This window comes from [Scytonema hofmanni] UTEX 2349 (assembly GCF_000582685.1).
Lineage (GTDB): Bacteria > Cyanobacteriota > Cyanobacteriia > Cyanobacteriales > Nostocaceae > Hassallia > Hassallia hofmanni.
The window spans coordinates 652,421-667,469 of the sequence record NZ_KK073769.1; the positions used below are offsets into that span (position 1 = coordinate 652,421).

18 protein-coding genes are annotated in these 15,049 nt (G+C 39.1%); 8 read left to right on the top strand and 10 right to left on the bottom strand.

The genetic code is table 11. The features are described from left to right. Nucleotides 1-46: 46 nt before the first annotated feature. The 7 genes from cas12k to TOL9009_RS41340 all read right to left on the bottom strand — a co-directional run bounded on the left by cas12k (nucleotide 47) and on the right by TOL9009_RS41340 (nucleotide 5,334). Entirely contained in the window at nucleotides 47-949 is a 903-nt protein-coding gene (cas12k, locus tag TOL9009_RS41330; protein ID WP_051503184.1) for a type V CRISPR-associated protein Cas12k, read from the bottom strand. Between the two features lie 861 nt (nucleotides 950-1,810). Continuing rightward, nucleotides 1,811-3,112 carry a hypothetical protein gene (locus TOL9009_RS0133020; RefSeq protein WP_029637636.1) on the bottom strand — a complete coding sequence of 434 codons (1,302 nt, stop codon included), beginning with the start codon at nucleotides 3,110-3,112 and terminating at the stop codon, nucleotides 1,811-1,813. 105 nt (nucleotides 3,113-3,217) lie between these two features. Beyond that, nucleotides 3,218-3,502: a hypothetical protein gene (locus TOL9009_RS0133025; protein WP_029637637.1), complete on the bottom strand. Its 285-nt coding sequence runs from the start codon at nucleotides 3,500-3,502 to the stop codon at nucleotides 3,218-3,220. Then, nucleotides 3,495-3,803 (bottom strand): hypothetical protein, encoded by a 309-nt coding sequence (locus tag TOL9009_RS0133030; protein WP_051503234.1) that lies wholly within the window; start codon nucleotides 3,801-3,803, stop codon nucleotides 3,495-3,497. The genes TOL9009_RS0133025 and TOL9009_RS0133030 overlap by 8 nt, the downstream gene beginning before the upstream one ends. Before the next feature lie 118 nt (nucleotides 3,804-3,921). Further along, nucleotides 3,922-4,314 carry a hypothetical protein gene (locus tag TOL9009_RS48605; RefSeq protein ID WP_199341328.1) on the bottom strand — a complete coding sequence of 131 codons (393 nt, stop codon included), beginning with the start codon at nucleotides 4,312-4,314 and terminating at the stop codon, nucleotides 3,922-3,924. Nucleotides 4,315-4,607: 293 nt separating this feature from the next. Further along, the gene (locus TOL9009_RS0133040) at nucleotides 4,608-4,847 is read right to left on the bottom strand and encodes a hypothetical protein (RefSeq protein WP_029637640.1); all 240 of its coding nucleotides are present in this window, start codon (nucleotides 4,845-4,847) and stop codon (nucleotides 4,608-4,610) included. A gap of 94 nt (nucleotides 4,848-4,941) precedes the next feature. Continuing rightward, a complete protein-coding gene (locus TOL9009_RS41340) occupies nucleotides 4,942-5,334 on the bottom strand; it encodes a TniQ family protein (protein WP_313770087.1) in 393 nt (130 codons plus the stop codon). A 534-nt stretch (nucleotides 5,335-5,868) separates the two neighbouring features. On the opposite strand from TOL9009_RS41340, the gene TOL9009_RS41345 reads away from it, so the two are divergent. From TOL9009_RS41345 to TOL9009_RS41355, 8 genes are all read left to right on the top strand, one after another. After that, a complete protein-coding gene (locus tag TOL9009_RS41345) occupies nucleotides 5,869-6,927 on the top strand; it encodes a S1C family serine protease (protein ID WP_242055266.1) in 1,059 nt (352 codons plus the stop codon). A 1-nt stretch (nucleotide 6,928) separates the two neighbouring features. Further along, a complete protein-coding gene (locus TOL9009_RS41350) occupies nucleotides 6,929-8,800 on the top strand; it encodes a trypsin-like peptidase domain-containing protein (RefSeq protein ID WP_051503185.1) in 1,872 nt (623 codons plus the stop codon). Beyond that, nucleotides 8,733-9,197 (top strand): tetratricopeptide repeat protein, encoded by a 465-nt coding sequence (locus TOL9009_RS49855; RefSeq protein WP_072022207.1) that lies wholly within the window; start codon nucleotides 8,733-8,735, stop codon nucleotides 9,195-9,197. Before TOL9009_RS41350 ends, TOL9009_RS49855 begins: the two co-directional genes overlap by 68 nt. Nucleotides 9,198-9,332: 135 nt before the next feature. Continuing rightward, the gene (locus TOL9009_RS0133060) at nucleotides 9,333-10,136 is read left to right on the top strand and encodes an Rpn family recombination-promoting nuclease/putative transposase (RefSeq protein WP_029637641.1); all 804 of its coding nucleotides are present in this window, start codon (nucleotides 9,333-9,335) and stop codon (nucleotides 10,134-10,136) included. 297 nt (nucleotides 10,137-10,433) lie between these two features. Next, nucleotides 10,434-10,655: a hypothetical protein gene (locus tag TOL9009_RS46530; protein ID WP_144238443.1), complete on the top strand. Its 222-nt coding sequence runs from the start codon at nucleotides 10,434-10,436 to the stop codon at nucleotides 10,653-10,655. Between the two features lie 255 nt (nucleotides 10,656-10,910). Beyond that, entirely contained in the window at nucleotides 10,911-11,294 is a 384-nt protein-coding gene (locus TOL9009_RS0133065) for a hypothetical protein (protein WP_029637642.1), read from the top strand. Between the two features lie 382 nt (nucleotides 11,295-11,676). Next, entirely contained in the window at nucleotides 11,677-11,985 is a 309-nt protein-coding gene (locus TOL9009_RS0133070; RefSeq protein WP_029637643.1) for a hypothetical protein, read from the top strand. A 232-nt stretch (nucleotides 11,986-12,217) separates the two neighbouring features. Next, a complete protein-coding gene (locus TOL9009_RS41355; protein WP_038298207.1) occupies nucleotides 12,218-13,546 on the top strand; it encodes an IS4 family transposase in 1,329 nt (442 codons plus the stop codon). On the opposite strand, the gene TOL9009_RS49860 is transcribed toward TOL9009_RS41355, so the two are convergent. From TOL9009_RS49860 to TOL9009_RS0133085, 3 genes are read right to left on the bottom strand one after another with little or no spacing between them, the layout of a single operon-like run. After that, nucleotides 13,543-13,674 (bottom strand): hypothetical protein, encoded by a 132-nt coding sequence (locus TOL9009_RS49860; RefSeq protein ID WP_260676004.1) that lies wholly within the window; start codon nucleotides 13,672-13,674, stop codon nucleotides 13,543-13,545. The genes TOL9009_RS41355 and TOL9009_RS49860 overlap by 4 nt on opposite strands. A gap of 11 nt (nucleotides 13,675-13,685) precedes the next feature. Continuing rightward, nucleotides 13,686-14,240, bottom strand: coding sequence for a TniQ family protein (locus tag TOL9009_RS0133080; RefSeq protein ID WP_144238444.1), 555 nt, complete (start codon nucleotides 14,238-14,240; stop codon nucleotides 13,686-13,688). Next, nucleotides 14,194-15,048, bottom strand: a complete 855-nt coding sequence (locus TOL9009_RS0133085; protein ID WP_029637645.1) for an AAA family ATPase — start codon at nucleotides 15,046-15,048, stop codon at nucleotides 14,194-14,196. The genes TOL9009_RS0133080 and TOL9009_RS0133085 overlap by 47 nt, the downstream gene beginning before the upstream one ends. Nucleotide 15,049 lies beyond the last annotated feature (1 nt).

A 15,049-nucleotide genomic window follows, 5' to 3' on the forward strand; every position in this document is an offset into this window, starting at 1 on the left:
TACCCGGTACCGCCCAATCTAGCGTAGCGTTCCCCAGTTGCGTCACTTACCCCCCCCTGAACGGATACGAATATATTAACCAATCTAAGTCTGTATTGGTTTCATAATCAACCGGATACGGTATATCGCTAGTTACTTTTAAGAGACTGGCTTGCCAAGATTTTGCCTCAAATTCATCCAGGGGTACTTGGTTAGTTGCCTCTTCTAAAGTTGTTAACCATTTTTCTCCTGTTAAGTCTCTTCCTTTTGGCTTTCGACTTTTGAGTTGCTCCCTCAATCGTTGAATTTCTATTTCTTTTCGCCGACGACGTTGAGCATATTGAACCTGTTCTTCATCAAGTTCGCTAACCTGACAGTCATTTTTGAGTAAATAAGCAATAGCGCATTTAGATAAAGAGTCTTCCGTTTTATCGTACAGGTCAAATAATGCCTTAAATAGTGTAGAATCTTTAGTCTTTTTTTTCTTTTTGCCTTTTTTTGTTTTTGATGGCTGTTTTATTGGCTGAGTGAATTTTGCCACAAATGAATTCAAAATTTCGTTAGCTTTGTTGCGAATGATATCCAAGCTGGATTGGCTTTCTTGCTGTAATTCAATATCACTTTTCAACATCTTTAACCAACGTTCTTTTCCTTCTATTTTGCGTTGTCGTTGCTGCTGTAACGCAAACCAAGATTTGTAGATTTCCTTGACTAAAGTAACTGCTGATGTGTAGAAACGACCTGGTTGACCAGCAAAACGCTCTTGAGTTATGAGAGATTTTTGTATCGTCTCGATAGCCTCTTTAGATACTTCACCTTGTTTTAGCCATTTATCGAAGTCAGTATGTTGTGCTAATTGTTCTAATAATTCATTGATTAGTGGTGTATTTTTTTCCGCCATCAGTTCCCACAGTTGGCGGTGGGTGTCATCTTCAGCAACCAACCGACATTGAATTGTAATAACGCTCATGGTGTCCTCAGCTTTGTGGGTTCGATGAAACTGACAGGGCTTTTAACTGTTTTAGGAGATAGGGGAGAACTGGCAGGAATGAAAGTAGAGAACCTTCATTTTCCCCACGATTATTAGCTGCGATTCCGTAACTAGTCACAAAATTGTCGAACAAATGAAACATTTAAAATCTCCTAAATTGATTATTATTAATCACAGACTTCCGATTGGCGGTGTGCTGCTTTACAAGGACTGTCTTCTATCTAATAGTTTATTTAAAAAGAATTTAGGCATCAAATATTCCTCTATTTAGGTTAATAACAACTTAGAGGAAATCTCTGTTATTTGATATGAGAAATATACTGGCTTTTTAACTAAAATTTAAGCAAAAATAAATACCTTATACCTGTATAATCTTGACTTAGTATATGACACCTAACTTTTAATATGTTTGCAATCAATTTGGTTAAACAAAACAATTTATATTTTAATATCAAATAAGCCTCAAAGTATTGCCATACGGTGTTTATATAAATTAAAATTATTTATTCTTATGTTTTATTCTTACTATTGATAATAATAAGAAATGTAAAGTATCAAATGAAATTTTATAAATACTACATTCTTCAATATTAAAAATGTTTGCTACAATCAAATAAATTATCTGTCATGTGTTTAAGATGAATTAGTTTGTCAAATAATGATAATTGTGAATTTAAATAAGGTAATAAATAATTTAAATTTACCTTATTGACATCAAATGCTTATCTAATAAGCATTTGAGCAATTTAAATTTGATAGTTTTATCAGAAAAGTTGCATTATTTTCCTGTCTTAAATATTAGGATTGTTACAGTTTATTAACTTTTTTCAAGTTAATATGCTAATTTAATTTTATACTCAGTGTTTGTTCAACTGATTTTAATGCTGATTGTATATCTGCGTTCAAAGCATCTGCCTCAACTTTAATCACAGCCACACCCTTACCAATTTCTGTCAGAGATTTTTTTATAGTTCTGATTCGTCCCAAAGCTGTGCGAATTTGCTGAATCTGTTGTTCAACAGCAGTCACATCCAGTTGTGATTCAAAGGTACGCAATTTATTTAACCTTTGTTGGATCACCAAAAAGCGGATAGCAATAATTAAAAATGGATGAGTTGTGGCAATCCAATAACCTGACTCAGAAACTCCCTCTGCCCAATCACCAATTTCCTGGGCTAATCCCTCACGCGAATAACTTAAAAATATTGCCGAATTTGCAGAACGCCGCACCATTGCTGACTGTAAATGTTGAGTGATTGCTTGGCGACCAAAAGGTTTTGAGGGTCGTTTTCTAGCTTCAACCACTATTGACAGTTCAATTACAGCTAACGATTGACTGGTGAACTTTATGAGAATATCCCCCGTGTCTCCATCACGTCCAATATGCTCCACCTCTACTCCACTCAATTTTGACCAATTTCGCAGTTCGACAACGACTAATTCTTCATAGTTGATGCCTTTTGCAGTTGTCTGCTCAAGTACTTGTTGTGTCAGGTGTTGATCTCGAATTTCTCTGGTTAGCTTTTCCACTTGTTCGGTTAATGGTTTTACAGACTCAGAAACCACATTTTTAACTGCCGCAGCCAGAGTACCATTTTCCTTAGTGGCATTTATTAATGCTGCTTTAAATGCGCCTTGAATGGAATCAGAGCGTTTGGCATCTAATAACTGACGTAATGAATTCAGAAAGCGACCAACAACAGAAGTTTCTCTGGCAGGGTCAATTTCAAGTGTAAGCAAAGTGCTGACGCTATTGAGTTTTTCAGTCAGGACGGCTGAAGTCAGATTAATTTGATTTTGCAGCGGAGCTAATAATTGACCATTATCTGTCCCTACTTGATTAACTAATTCCTGCCCAAAAGAGTGAGCAATTACTTTCACTGCCTGCTGAAACTCCACCAATAAAGATTCCATCTGCTGCTTAATTAATTCGTTGCCATGACGAGTTTGAGCAGTTTGCAAGCACATAAATCCTAACTCCAAAGCATCCAGGCAAATATCCTCGTATTCTGACTGGGGAAATTGTTGTAAGTAGCTGATGGCATTTTCAATAGGGATTGCCAAGCGATAAATCAGGACATGATTTTCTGTCAATTCAATACTAGAGGGCAGGTAATACGAGTCATTGGTGGAGCGATTCATGGAACAGTGGGTAGGCTGGTGACGATAAATTGCACCCTACTACTTATTTTTTATGTCAGTCAAGGTGATGAAGAAAAGTTTTGTCAATTTGCAAAAACTGAAGAATTAATTTGGTGGTGGAGAATTATGCCACTGTTCCAACAAAGGATTAATTACTTCGGCATTGGCAAAAAGAAAATCAGCCACAGCCATAATTCTCTGGTAAGGTAATCCAGCTTCTCGGCGGCTTTTTTGTCCACCCAACCAGTGATAAGCCGTCGATTTAGAGATGGCACAGATTTTTGCTAATTCTTCATAATCTAATCCCCAACGGTAACTAAAGTCTTGGGGAGACATGAACATTTGGTTGTGCAGTTCTAGCAACTGCTGATATTGTTGCGCTTCAGACATGATTGTCCAGCCTTTCCAAGGATAAGTTATCCAGGGGTTCGATATCTTGCTCGAAAGCGAAGTCGCAGCTACAGGTGTCACGAGAGGGACTGCGCTCATCTAACAAAATCAAGTAGTGCAAGCCAGTAGCAATACAACTAGCTTGTTGGGTGTATATGACTCCGATGACGCGACCGAAGTCGCCATTGGGTACTTGAAACCAGCGCACCCATTCACCGAGATGAAATTTCTGCTGGGGTAATTCGCTGGGAATAACCTCTGGCATCGCTACTGGTGGAATTTGGGAAAACAGATCAGGCATAGTAATCTTTTTGGGTGCAAATTGATCAACAACGGTAAAAATCAAGAAGAATTCTGATAGATAATATTAAAGTTTTCCCTTGCCAAATGGCAATAAAAACTTGCCATTTGGCAAGTAGCTATTTAGTAGAATTTCTGCGTCGCTTTTGGTGATACACATCCCGCAGCTTTTGGAGGTACTCTGGTTCAGTTTGGATTGCTGTCCAGATGTGGTGTGCCAATGCTAGGCGCTGTTTATGTTTCTCGCTTGGTATCCTTTGGTCAATGCCTTGGGAAAACCAGTGATTAACGGTTGTTAGCGAACAGTCACAGATAAAAGCCAGTTCTTCTCGTGACACATCCCAATGTCTCAGAAACTCGTCGAGTTCCATTGGATAATCTTTTAAGGGTTGTAGATATGAATTCAATACATCCCAGTGTCTCTGAATTGGAATTTTCGGAGCAATACCCATAACCATCCTGATTGCCAAATGGCAAATGATTAAGGCAATCATATTCCATTTAACATTCATCGCTGAGGATTTTTCATTAGCCCAACAGATTGCCTAGAGCGCCGGTCAACTAATATATATTGACAAAAACGCCATTACGTGTACTTTGACAAAACGGCTATTGATGGCTAAATTTTTAGGTCTAGTTTTTAGCGATCGCATTAAAACTAAGTGCATAAACGTTCGATTAACATAACATCCATATCCTGCGCTTTACGTCAACTATTTGTACTGGACCGGCGCTCTAGAGCGTGTTTTCAAACTCGTTGTATCCTAAAAAAATAGCGGATCGCTGTATTGTCATACGGAGATTTTTAGTTGCTAGTGAGACGCTGGTATACTTCTGAAACTAGCCAATCTGACACCATTTTCTGAAAATCACGGTCATTCATGTAACGTGCAAAAATTGCCTCGTTTTGATCTACTCGCTCAACAAACAGAGAATCTAACATTTGATTGAAAAGCAAGGCGAATTTGTCAGCAGAGTTTACCCGTGCTGCCTGTTGTAATTCTTCGTAATTGGCAGCAGTCTCCACAAGTTGATCAAAAAACAATTGATCAGCTTGGTTAAAATCAGTAGGAAAACAGGAGAGCGATCGCTAAAAAAATGTCACAGGCAGAGTCACTGTGTCAATAGCCGACGTGCGATCAGTAATGCTTTTGATGTGTTGCCATCTCAGCGAAAGGCGTAGAACACTTATTACACATTTGCTCTATCCATAAAGCTGGAATGGGAAAGGGTTTTTCGCATACAGGGCATTTTGATAATAAGCGTAACCGATGGCGATCGCATCCCTCTGTCTTTTTAAACTGCCACTCGATTTTATGGCAAGGCGACTCTGCATAACAAGCTCCACATAATCGAATTGCTTCAAGATTCATCCCTACCCTAGCAGGTGGTAACATCTCCTCTAAGCTATCAGCGTCAACTCCTACCACAGTAGCTAAAGCCTCCAGCTGCTGCCGAGAAGGAGGAGGATTAAAACGAAACTTTTCCCAAGGTGCGATCGCATAACATTGTGCCGCAGCAGAACTTCTCAACTTAATCTTAAACTTATTGAGCTATCCCAAACCTTTATGAGTAAAGAGTTTACAGAATTGTTTAACCGTTTTATTCGATTTTTTTGCTGAAAACCAAATCTACTAGAGAGAGTGCGCTTAAATTGTTCAACCGTTTTATTCTGTAACCCACGATAAATTAAGCATTTGAGTGGCAAAAATTGTTCAACCGAATTATTCCTCTACAGAAAGATGCAGTGCGATCGCTTTATCCAGTGTGTTTTCAATATAGCGGAGTTTGCGGCGAGAGGAATTTACACTAATTTCGGTAAATTCTCTAGTAATTTGGCAATGGCTGAGAAAAAAGTTTAGAGCTTGCGTAAAAAATTCCTCCTCACACCGTAATCCTACTAGAAGGCAATTTTCAGGGGTTCAACATGAACGTATCCAAGCAGTGGGGACTAAAGGCGATCGCATTATCGAGATTAGCTTGTTTAAGTATTTTAACAGAGAAAAATCAGCATGATATTGTGATTTCAGTCGCAATTATCTGAAAATCTCATTTTTTGACTTCCAATGGGGAATTTACGAACTAAATCTAAAGCGATGATGAACAAGCGATTATCAAAATTAAGTATCTTAACACTATGTACCGTTTTTGCTCTAACGGGTATAAGCACCGTCGAGCAAATACTATCGCTGAACGGAAGGGAGGCAGGTTATTCTAGTCGTGTTTTAGCGCAAACATCTGATGAGCAGCTTAACCGCAGAGTATACCAAAAAGCTAGCCCAGCCGTAGTGACAGTAAAAACAGAAATGGGTCATGGGAGCGGTTTTGTTATTAGTCAGGATGGGTTGATTCTTACTAATGCTCATGTAATCAAGCCATCACCGCGAAGCGAAGAAGAAGCAAAAACCTATAACCCTGCTGAATTTCCTCAAGTAGTGACAGTGGTTTTTCCCGATGGAAGAAAATTTAGTGCAGATGTGATGGGTTTTGGTAAGGGTGGTTTAGATTTAGCAATCCTGAAAATTCATGGACAAAAAAACTTGCGTACCCTTGCTTTAGCTGCTCCTGGTAGTGCAAAAGTGGGCGATCGCGTTTTTGCTCTTGGTACTCCTCTGGATGCAAAATTTTCCGATACATTTACCTCCGGTAATATCACTCGCATTGACCCTAGTGATGGAGAAATTCAACATAATGCTGTGATTATGGGGGGTAATTCCGGTGGTCCCCTGCTCAACTCCCAAGGTCAAGTAATTGGTGTGAATACATCGGGAATTGGGAAATTCAATACTGGGATGAATTTTTCTATCCCTGTCCCCCAGGTACAGTCTTTTATCGTTGCTGCGAGAAAAAAAGATGTTTCTCCAGTTTCTACCCTATTTACACGAACTCAAGAACCATCGGTTCGGACAATTACACTCAATGGTCAAGTAATTAATGGCAGTTTGAGTAAAGGCGATCGCACTCTCGAAGATGGCAGTTTTGCTGATGTTTACCAATTTCAAGGTAAGAAAGGTCAACTTGCGGGCATCTTGCCCGCTTTGTCTGTACAAATTGGACATACAATATATCGCGTATTCTTATCTTTTCAAGTATCCTCTCATTGTTTCATAATCTCTCAAAATTAACATGAATAAAAGCATCGCCATAATTACCTCAATTTTACTGTTCCAGTTTCCTAATTTTGCTATTACACTTACTTCCAAAGCCCAAACAGTATCCCAAAATTCAACCTGCGAGATTATCCCAGAAAAGGATGCTCTTGCTGGGGAGTTTTCAGAAAAACAATTAGAAACTATTGCTAGTCGTATTACAGTCAAAGTAATTGGCGATAATAATGGGGGTTCGGGTACGCTACTTGCTAAAAAAGGAAATACGTATTTAGTCCTCACTAATTCCCATGTTGTCAAAGGGGTTAATTCGATTAATATTAAAACAGTAGATGGAAAAACTCATACTGCAAAAATTGTCCCTAATACTAAGTTTGAAAAATTTGATTTAGCATTATTGCAATTTCAAACCAATGAAATTTACTGTCCCAGAGATATTGAAGATGTTGCAAATTTTCTTCCCAATACTACAATGTCAGTTACTGCTGCGGGATTTTCTGGAGAAAACGGAAAAATCGTATTTAGTCATGGCAAAATTCAAAAAATTTCCCAACCCCTTAAGGAAGGATATCAAATTGGCTACACCAGTAATATCGAACAGGGGATGAGCGGTGGACCAATTATTCACAGTAGCGGGATGCTGATTGGAATTAATGGACGGGGTGCTTATCCAATTTTAAATAGTGGTTATGTCTACCAAAATGGTTCCCGTCCCAGTGAGTCAGAAATTCAGGAAATGCGAAAGTTGAGTTGGGGGATTCCGATTGCAACCGTTTTAGCTGAGGTAAATACAAATATACTAACTGCTTATAGTTTACCTTTACCAAAATCAAAACCTATCGTACCCACAACCCAATTAACTGGATGGTTAGGAGACTTAGAAAAAAAAGCTAAACAAATCACTGTGAGAATTGATAGTAGTAGTAGTGTTAATGGTTCAGGGATAATTATCGCTAAAAATGGGGATACTTATACAGTATTAACAGCAGCGCACGTTGTTTGTGAAAGAGAAGATGCTACCAAGCCATGTGGTAACTATAACTATCAAATACTTGCACCAGATGGTAAACAATATCCGGTAGAGAAAAACACGATTAAAACAGAAGAGGGCGTAGATTTAGGGGTATTGAAATTTACCGCACCGAATCAGAATTACCAAGTAGCGACCCTAGCAAACTATAACCCCAATGATAAAGATTTTATGTTCGATTATATATTTACTGCTGGCTATCCCAAATTAGGGAATAGTTCACCTTGGTGGTTGACAATGGGACAGATTTTCGGTCTAGAAGTTGGATTACTACAATCTAGAGAATCAGATTTTCAAACTGATAGTTCTGGTAAATTACAAACAGCAAGTTCCTTAACCGGAGGATATGAATTAGTTTACACCAGCATTACCTATGGTGGCATGAGTGGGGGTCCTGTATTAGATTCCCAAGGACGAGTAATTGGGATTCATGGACGTGCAGAAGGGGAACAAGCCATTGATGAGCAAACAGGAGATAGGGGTACTAGTAAAGGAAGAGTACAACTAGGTTATAGTTTAGGTATTCCCACCAGTACCTTTTTAGGGTTAGCAAGCAGGTTGGGAGTGCAAGCGCAAAAAGTAGAAACTGCTCCTGCACCGCAATTAAATGCCGAACAAAGAAAGTCTATTCAAGCAGCAATATTAACAACAGATATCGACAGAGGAAATGCAACACCCAGCCAATGGATAGAAAGGGGAAATCAACTGTGGCGCTTGAGTCGTTATGAGGAAGCAGTAACAGCATTTGATGAAGCCATCAAGCTGAAACCAGCATTTGTTCATTTAGCTTATTATGGCAAGGGTTTGGCTTTGGGGTGTTATTTACATAGAGCAGAAGCAATGGGATTTGGCACTGGCTGATTTTACCAAAGCCATTGCGATTAATCCTCAGTATGCTCAAGCTTACATAGTTCGGGGTCTGATTTACAAAGAGCAAAATAAAGGGGAATTAGCACTGGCTGATTACAACAAAGCCATTGCAATTAATCCTCAGCTTGCTGACGCTTACGGCAATCGGGGTGTTCTTTACAAAGAGCAAAATCAAGGGGAATTAGCACTGGCTGATTACACCAAAGCCATTGCGATTAATCCTCAGTATGCTCAAGCTTACACAGCCCGAGGATTAGTTTATCTTGAAAAGGGTGACAAACAAAAAGCCATTCAAGATTTACAGCAAGCAGCCCAACTTTTTCAAGCGCAAGGAAATACTGCTGCTTATGAAATGCTTATGAATACCTTAAAGAAGTTGCAAGAATAAATATAATAATTGACTCAAGTAAACTGAGTTTGCCTTTAATCAAGCCGCTTGAGCTAAAAATGAATTAACAAATGTAGAAATTGGTTATAAAAAAGCCATAGTAGATATAGAACATGGCTGATATAATGCCTGTCTATGTTTGATAACGTCTGTCGCTTTTTAGCAGAGTCATTTTCAGCCGATTTCGCCACCTGGCTACTCGGCGAATCTATTGCACTCACCCAACTCAGCCCATCAGAATTATCCCTCGAACCGATTCGAGCCGATGCTTTAATTCTGTTACAGTCCGATGAACTTGTCCTGCATATCGAATTCCAAACCGAACCAAAAGCCGAAATTCCCTTTCGGATGACGGATTATCGGTTAAGGACATATCGCAGATTTCCCAAAAAGCGGATGTATCAAGTTGTAATTTACCTCCAACCCACCACATCCGAATTAGTCCAGCAAACAGCTTTTGTGTTAGAAAATACCCGTCATGAATTTGGAGTTATTCGACTTTGGGAGCAACCCACCGACATATTTTTAAACACTCCTGGTTTGTTACCGTTCGCCACCCTCAGTCAAACTGAGGATAAAACGCGAACATTACAACAGGTTGCAGAAGCTATTGAGCAAATCAACGACACCCGAATCCAAAGTAATATTGCTGCATCAACGGCAATATTAACTGGGTTAGTATTAAACAAGGAACTGATTAAAAGGTTATTACGGAGTGATGCTATGCGCGAGTCTGTAATTTATCAGGATATACAGCAGGAAAAAGCTTTAGCAATTGTGACGCGACTACTTCGTCGTAAAGTTGGAACTGTTCCACCTGCACAGCTATTGCAAATCCAAGCTTTGGAATCAACACAGTTGGATGATTTAGCTGAGGCTTTACTTGATTTTTCGAGTTTAACCGATTTAGAAGCTTGGTTAGAACAGCATCAAGGTTAGAGCAATTCATTGAGGATTTGTAAAATCTTATATGTAGGGTTGTTGACTGTTGACTGTTGACGGTCAACAGGCAAAACCGATATTTTTCACTCAATGGTTAGCGATCGCACTCCACCCATATCCGCTACGGGGATTATTGTGCATATCAATAGGGCGATCGCATTCCACCCATATCCGCTACGGGAATTATTGTGCATATTAATAGCGCGATCGCATTTTACCCATATCCGCTACGGGAATTGTTGTGCATATTAATAGGGCGATCGCATTCCACCCATATCCGCTACGGGGATTATTGTGCATATTAATAGGGCGATCGCACTCCACCCATATCGCCTACGGGAATTGTCTCATATATCCATAGAGCGATCGCATTTTATCTATATCGCCGACGGAATTGTCCCATATATTAATATAGCGATCGCACTCCACCCATATCGCCTACGGGAATTGTCTCATATATTAATATGGCGATCGCACTCCACCCATATCGCCTACGGGAATTGTCTCATATATTAATATGGCGATCGCATTTTATCTATATCTATAAGCCCAAAAAATAAGCTTTTAAAATTATTTTCCCTTCCTGCGTAAAACAACTTAGTCGAGAAAGTAATAGGAATAGAAGCAATTAAAAAGGTTGCATCACCTCGAATAAAGATTTAACAAGGAGAAGAATCATGAGGATGGTTTGCGTCCTTTTGTTGAACTGAGTGACAACCAATTACAAGTACCTTCTATCCCTACCTGAGATATATCAATTAGGAGAAAATCATGAAGAAGCACAAACTGGGTATCAAAATCATTATTGCTCTATCTACTATTTCTATGTTTGGCTGTGTTAGCAGTCAGGGATCGAATGATAATAGTATCAAATCTTCACAGCCTCAAGTACCTGCTGGTTATTTAAGAACGTACACACAACCTCAAATACCCTCTAGTTATCCAAGAACGTACACACAGCCTCAAGTACCTGCTGAATCAACATACCCACAAGATGATATTTCAAGTGAAATAGAAAGGGGAAACAATGTGATCGAGAAATATAATCGTGATTTGAAAAATAGAAACATTTCTAATTACCAACGCGGAAGTATACAAGTAGACCAAGATTACTTAAATCACTCCAGAGCTAAATCATATGCACCAGGGAATTAGTTTCATCGTCCCATAGTCATCGGTAATCTAATACTAATTTTATATGAAGTTGCATATAATCATTGTTGATGTAGCAGGTTTTAGACTAACTAATTATATGCAGCTTCACATTAAAACGGTATAATAACCATGTTAGGAAATAGCTTGAAAATAAAATATCAGTCTCATAAATAGTTGAGATAAAAAGAACATTCTAGGAAGACGTAATTTTTTGTAAAACCTCTACCGTCTGAAATAAACGCTCAATTTTTGAAACGCATGGGTTACGCTGCGCTAACCTATTGTGTATTTTATTCAACCAACATACTTATTGGAGCATTGTTTTAGAAAACAAAACTCTGAAAATACAACAAGAAATTAGTTAGTTTTAGGGAACTATTATATGAAAGCTTTGAGCAAGCAGTCCATGATGGAATATGTTGCCACAGAAGTTGGCGAACCTGTTATTGAAAGCTCTATTGTTAATCGTGTTGGCTTCGTAAAAGATTATATGATTGGGGAATTAGGAAAGGTATTTGCAGATATTGGTGCTGCCGAGATGGGTATAGTCGGAGAATTTACTGGAGGTCTTATTGGGGGGACTTTTGTACGTGCTTTTACTGAATACCCCGATCAAGGACATTCCTTACCTGACAAGATGTTAATCATCTGTGATAGGTTAAGATTGTGTACATTTTATCAATACCTCTAAAGGATGAGAAAAAAGCTTTTGATAATGATAATAGCTCAGATGGGTGGGAGGAAGAGTCTAGCTTTGCTAAACTCTTCCTCCTCTTAATTTAATTATCATTATCAATAGTGAAAAAAAATCCAATTTGATAGGGCGATCGCTAATCTTGAATAGAACGATTTCAGGATAAATCGGTTATTGTTGGGTCGCACAAAGATGTCAAACTAAGTGATGACAAGTTTGGCTCACCACGATGTCTAAAAAAACAAAGCGTAATCCCGACCATGTCAAGCGATATAATACTCCTACTATCAATAACGAAGTAATTAGCCAACAGTTAGAAGCTTTATTAACTCCTGCGATCGCTGCTCAAAAAAAATACTATAAACAATTAGGATTACGAGACCGTATAATTAATCTGTCGTTGATGGTAGCGGCAGTATTAACACTGCTATGGCGGCAAGTACCAAGCGTACAGGAATTAAATCGTTTGTTGGCACGAGAAAATTTGTTATGGTGTCGTGCTACTAAAATTGCTCAACAATCACTCGCCGAAAGGTTTTTAGTTTTCCCAGCAGAATTATTTGAGCGAGTCTTTAAAGATTTACTGCCTCAATTACAACACAATTGGCAGCAACGTACTCAACGCTCACTACCAGATAGTATTAAGTTTGCACGGAGAAATTTTGAACAAATCTGGGTGGCGGATGGGACAACACTGGAAGCTTTATTCCGTAAGCTCAAAAGTCTAGAAGACTTAAAAACAGGGCATTTGGCAGGAAAGATTTGTACAGTCATCGATTTGGTGACTCGACTTCCCATCGAAATTTGGTTTCATACTAATCCATCGGCAAGCGATACTAATTTTGAGGCAGTACTTCTCAATTTACTAACTGCTAAAACACTAATTCTGTTGGACAGAGGATTTTATCATTTCCTATTTTTTGAACGACTTATTAATCAAAATATTCACTTTATTACTCGATTAAAAGCTAAAGCGTCTATTAAAGTATTAAAGATATTTACTTACGACCATTCTGTTAAAGACCAATTGATTCAACTTGGTAATGGTCGAGGTGGCGCTCCTATTCTTACTTTACGATGGGTACAAATTCGAGTTGGCGAAGCCACCTATTCTTACATTACCTCTGTTCTTGATCCAAATGTTTTACCTCCCTACGTTGTGGCTGATTTGTATCGACGAAGATGGAGAATTGAAGAGGCTTTTCATACGGTAAAACGCTTGTTGGGATTGTCTTATTTGTGGACAGGCTCTATTAATGGTATCAAGTTACAGGTGTGGGCAACTTGGCTTTTTTATGCCGTTTTAGTGGATCTGGGAGATGCGATCGCCGACGAATTATCTCTGCCTTTTGATCGTATTTCTTTGGAAATGATATATCGTGGTTTGTACCATTTTAGCGTTTCTTACGCTCAAGGTAAAGCTACAGACCCAGTTAAGTACTTCACCGCAAAAGAAAATCAGGATTTAGGCGTGGTCAAAGCACTGCGAAAACCTGTCCCCAAGCTGGATTTATCACCTTTTCCTCTACCCCCCTTGACAACCGTGCAATTCTCTTAACCTGTCACGGATGGCGACTGGGCGATCGCCTTTGTTTTATCTATTAATAAATCTACGTGTGTCGTAGATTTTGCCTTAAATATTGAGATAGGAGACAGTGCGATCGCCCTTGGCGGGGCTTTGCCCATCGCGCTGCTTATTAACCCTTCTTCTGTTTTTTCGCCATCGTCGCAAATGGTAAAAAACAATGGGGACACTCCCCTAGTACCCAATCTCCTGGAATCGGGAAGGGTGTCTCGCAGTTAGTGCATTTTGTGAGTAAGCGTAATTGATGGCGATCGCATACCATCACATCCTTAAACTGCCACTCGATGCGGTGAAAGGGTGACTCCTGATAACAAGCACCACACAATCGAATAGGTCTTGGTTTCATCGTCACACCTTTTGGCGGTAGCATTTGACTTAATCTATCCGCATTAACTCCCACCACAGATGCCAAAGCCTCCAACTCCTGTTGAGTAGGAAACGGATTGAAGTATAACTTTTCCCAGCGTGAAATAACTGCACCAAGACCAGCAATTTTTCCTAAAGAGTATCCTGAGGGTAGGCTGTTAGCCTTAAAGCGACGCAAACGCCCCAAATAATGACTAATACTCTCTCCTTCGTATGGCTCGACATAGCCTAACTTTGGCAGAATTTCATCATCTTCATTCATTCCTATTTCTACTTTCGAGGGGAACGTATTTTCTGCCATAACGACTAGCAATTTTTTCTAAAATGCTTTCATCAACCCGACTAAATCCATTTTTGAGAGAATGTAAAACTGCCTTAGTTAGTATTTTTACTAAAACTCCCATTCGCGCATTTGTACTAACCGCTAAAATTTCAAAGATATTACCCTCACCTAAATTAGACGCTTCTGGAAGAGATAGAATATCGAATTCAATTGTACTTAATGTTTTTCTAAAATCCTCCTGTTCCAAGCGTTCAAACTCATACAATGTTGGAAAATTAGTCAACAAGTCACAACCTTGTAAAATATCATCTAACTCCTTACCTCCAACTAAGACAATAGGAACATGACACTCTTCAAAAAGTTGCTTCAAGTCTATAAGTGCCTCTTTTTGGAGATTTTCAGCATTATCAATAATCACCAGTTCTAGTCCAAATAGTTCAAGGCTACCCCCTAATCTTGGACGTAAATCCTGTCGTTTACCTGTTGGTGCAGCATGGTTAATATCCTTCAGGATTTGTGAAAACAGACGTTTAAAACTCGATGCTGACCAAGCTTTTACATAGGAAACTCGTTTTTTATCCTCATCCCGATAGTGAAGCGCGGCTCGGCTTTTACCTACATCTCTTGGACCAATGACACGACCACATTGTTTCATGATACGCAGTTCATCTAACCATTTGAAGCATTCTGAAGCCCGATCAGTTGTGATAAAACAAGTCCGGAAAAGCTCCTCAATATCAATAGTTTTAGCAATTTGAGCCTTAAGGTCTAACTGTGGGGCTAAGACTTCAACAAAGGATTGGGTTGCAAGTTGCGATCGCGCCATA

Coding starts and splice junctions, on each gene's coding strand:
- TOL9009_RS41355 (WP_038298207.1), top strand. CDS start 12,218: ATGTCTAAAAAAACAAAGCGTAATCCCGACCATGTCAAGCGATATAAT.
- TOL9009_RS0133080 (WP_144238444.1), bottom strand. CDS start 14,240: ATGGCAGAAAATACGTTCCCCTCGAAAGTAGAAATAGGAATGAATGAA.
- TOL9009_RS41345 (WP_242055266.1), top strand. CDS start 5,869: ATGGGGAATTTACGAACTAAATCTAAAGCGATGATGAACAAGCGATTA.
- TOL9009_RS0133025 (WP_029637637.1), bottom strand. CDS start 3,502: ATGTCTGAAGCGCAACAATATCAGCAGTTGCTAGAACTGCACAACCAA.
- TOL9009_RS49860 (WP_260676004.1), bottom strand. CDS start 13,674: ATGGGCAAAGCCCCGCCAAGGGCGATCGCACTGTCTCCTATCTCAATA.
- TOL9009_RS0133030 (WP_051503234.1), bottom strand. CDS start 3,803: ATGCCTGATCTGTTTTCCCAAATTCCACCAGTAGCGATGCCAGAGGTT.
- cas12k (WP_051503184.1), bottom strand. CDS start 949: ATGAGCGTTATTACAATTCAATGTCGGTTGGTTGCTGAAGATGACACC.
- TOL9009_RS48605 (WP_199341328.1), bottom strand. CDS start 4,314: ATGAATGTTAAATGGAATATGATTGCCTTAATCATTTGCCATTTGGCA.
- TOL9009_RS0133060 (WP_029637641.1), top strand. CDS start 9,333: ATGTTTGATAACGTCTGTCGCTTTTTAGCAGAGTCATTTTCAGCCGAT.
- TOL9009_RS0133020 (WP_029637636.1), bottom strand. CDS start 3,112: ATGAATCGCTCCACCAATGACTCGTATTACCTGCCCTCTAGTATTGAA.
- TOL9009_RS41350 (WP_051503185.1), top strand. CDS start 6,929: ATGAATAAAAGCATCGCCATAATTACCTCAATTTTACTGTTCCAGTTT.
- TOL9009_RS49855 (WP_072022207.1), top strand. CDS start 8,733: ATGGCAAGGGTTTGGCTTTGGGGTGTTATTTACATAGAGCAGAAGCAA.
- TOL9009_RS0133070 (WP_029637643.1), top strand. CDS start 11,677: ATGAAAGCTTTGAGCAAGCAGTCCATGATGGAATATGTTGCCACAGAA.
- TOL9009_RS0133065 (WP_029637642.1), top strand. CDS start 10,911: ATGAAGAAGCACAAACTGGGTATCAAAATCATTATTGCTCTATCTACT.
- TOL9009_RS0133085 (WP_029637645.1), bottom strand. CDS start 15,048: ATGGCGCGATCGCAACTTGCAACCCAATCCTTTGTTGAAGTCTTAGCC.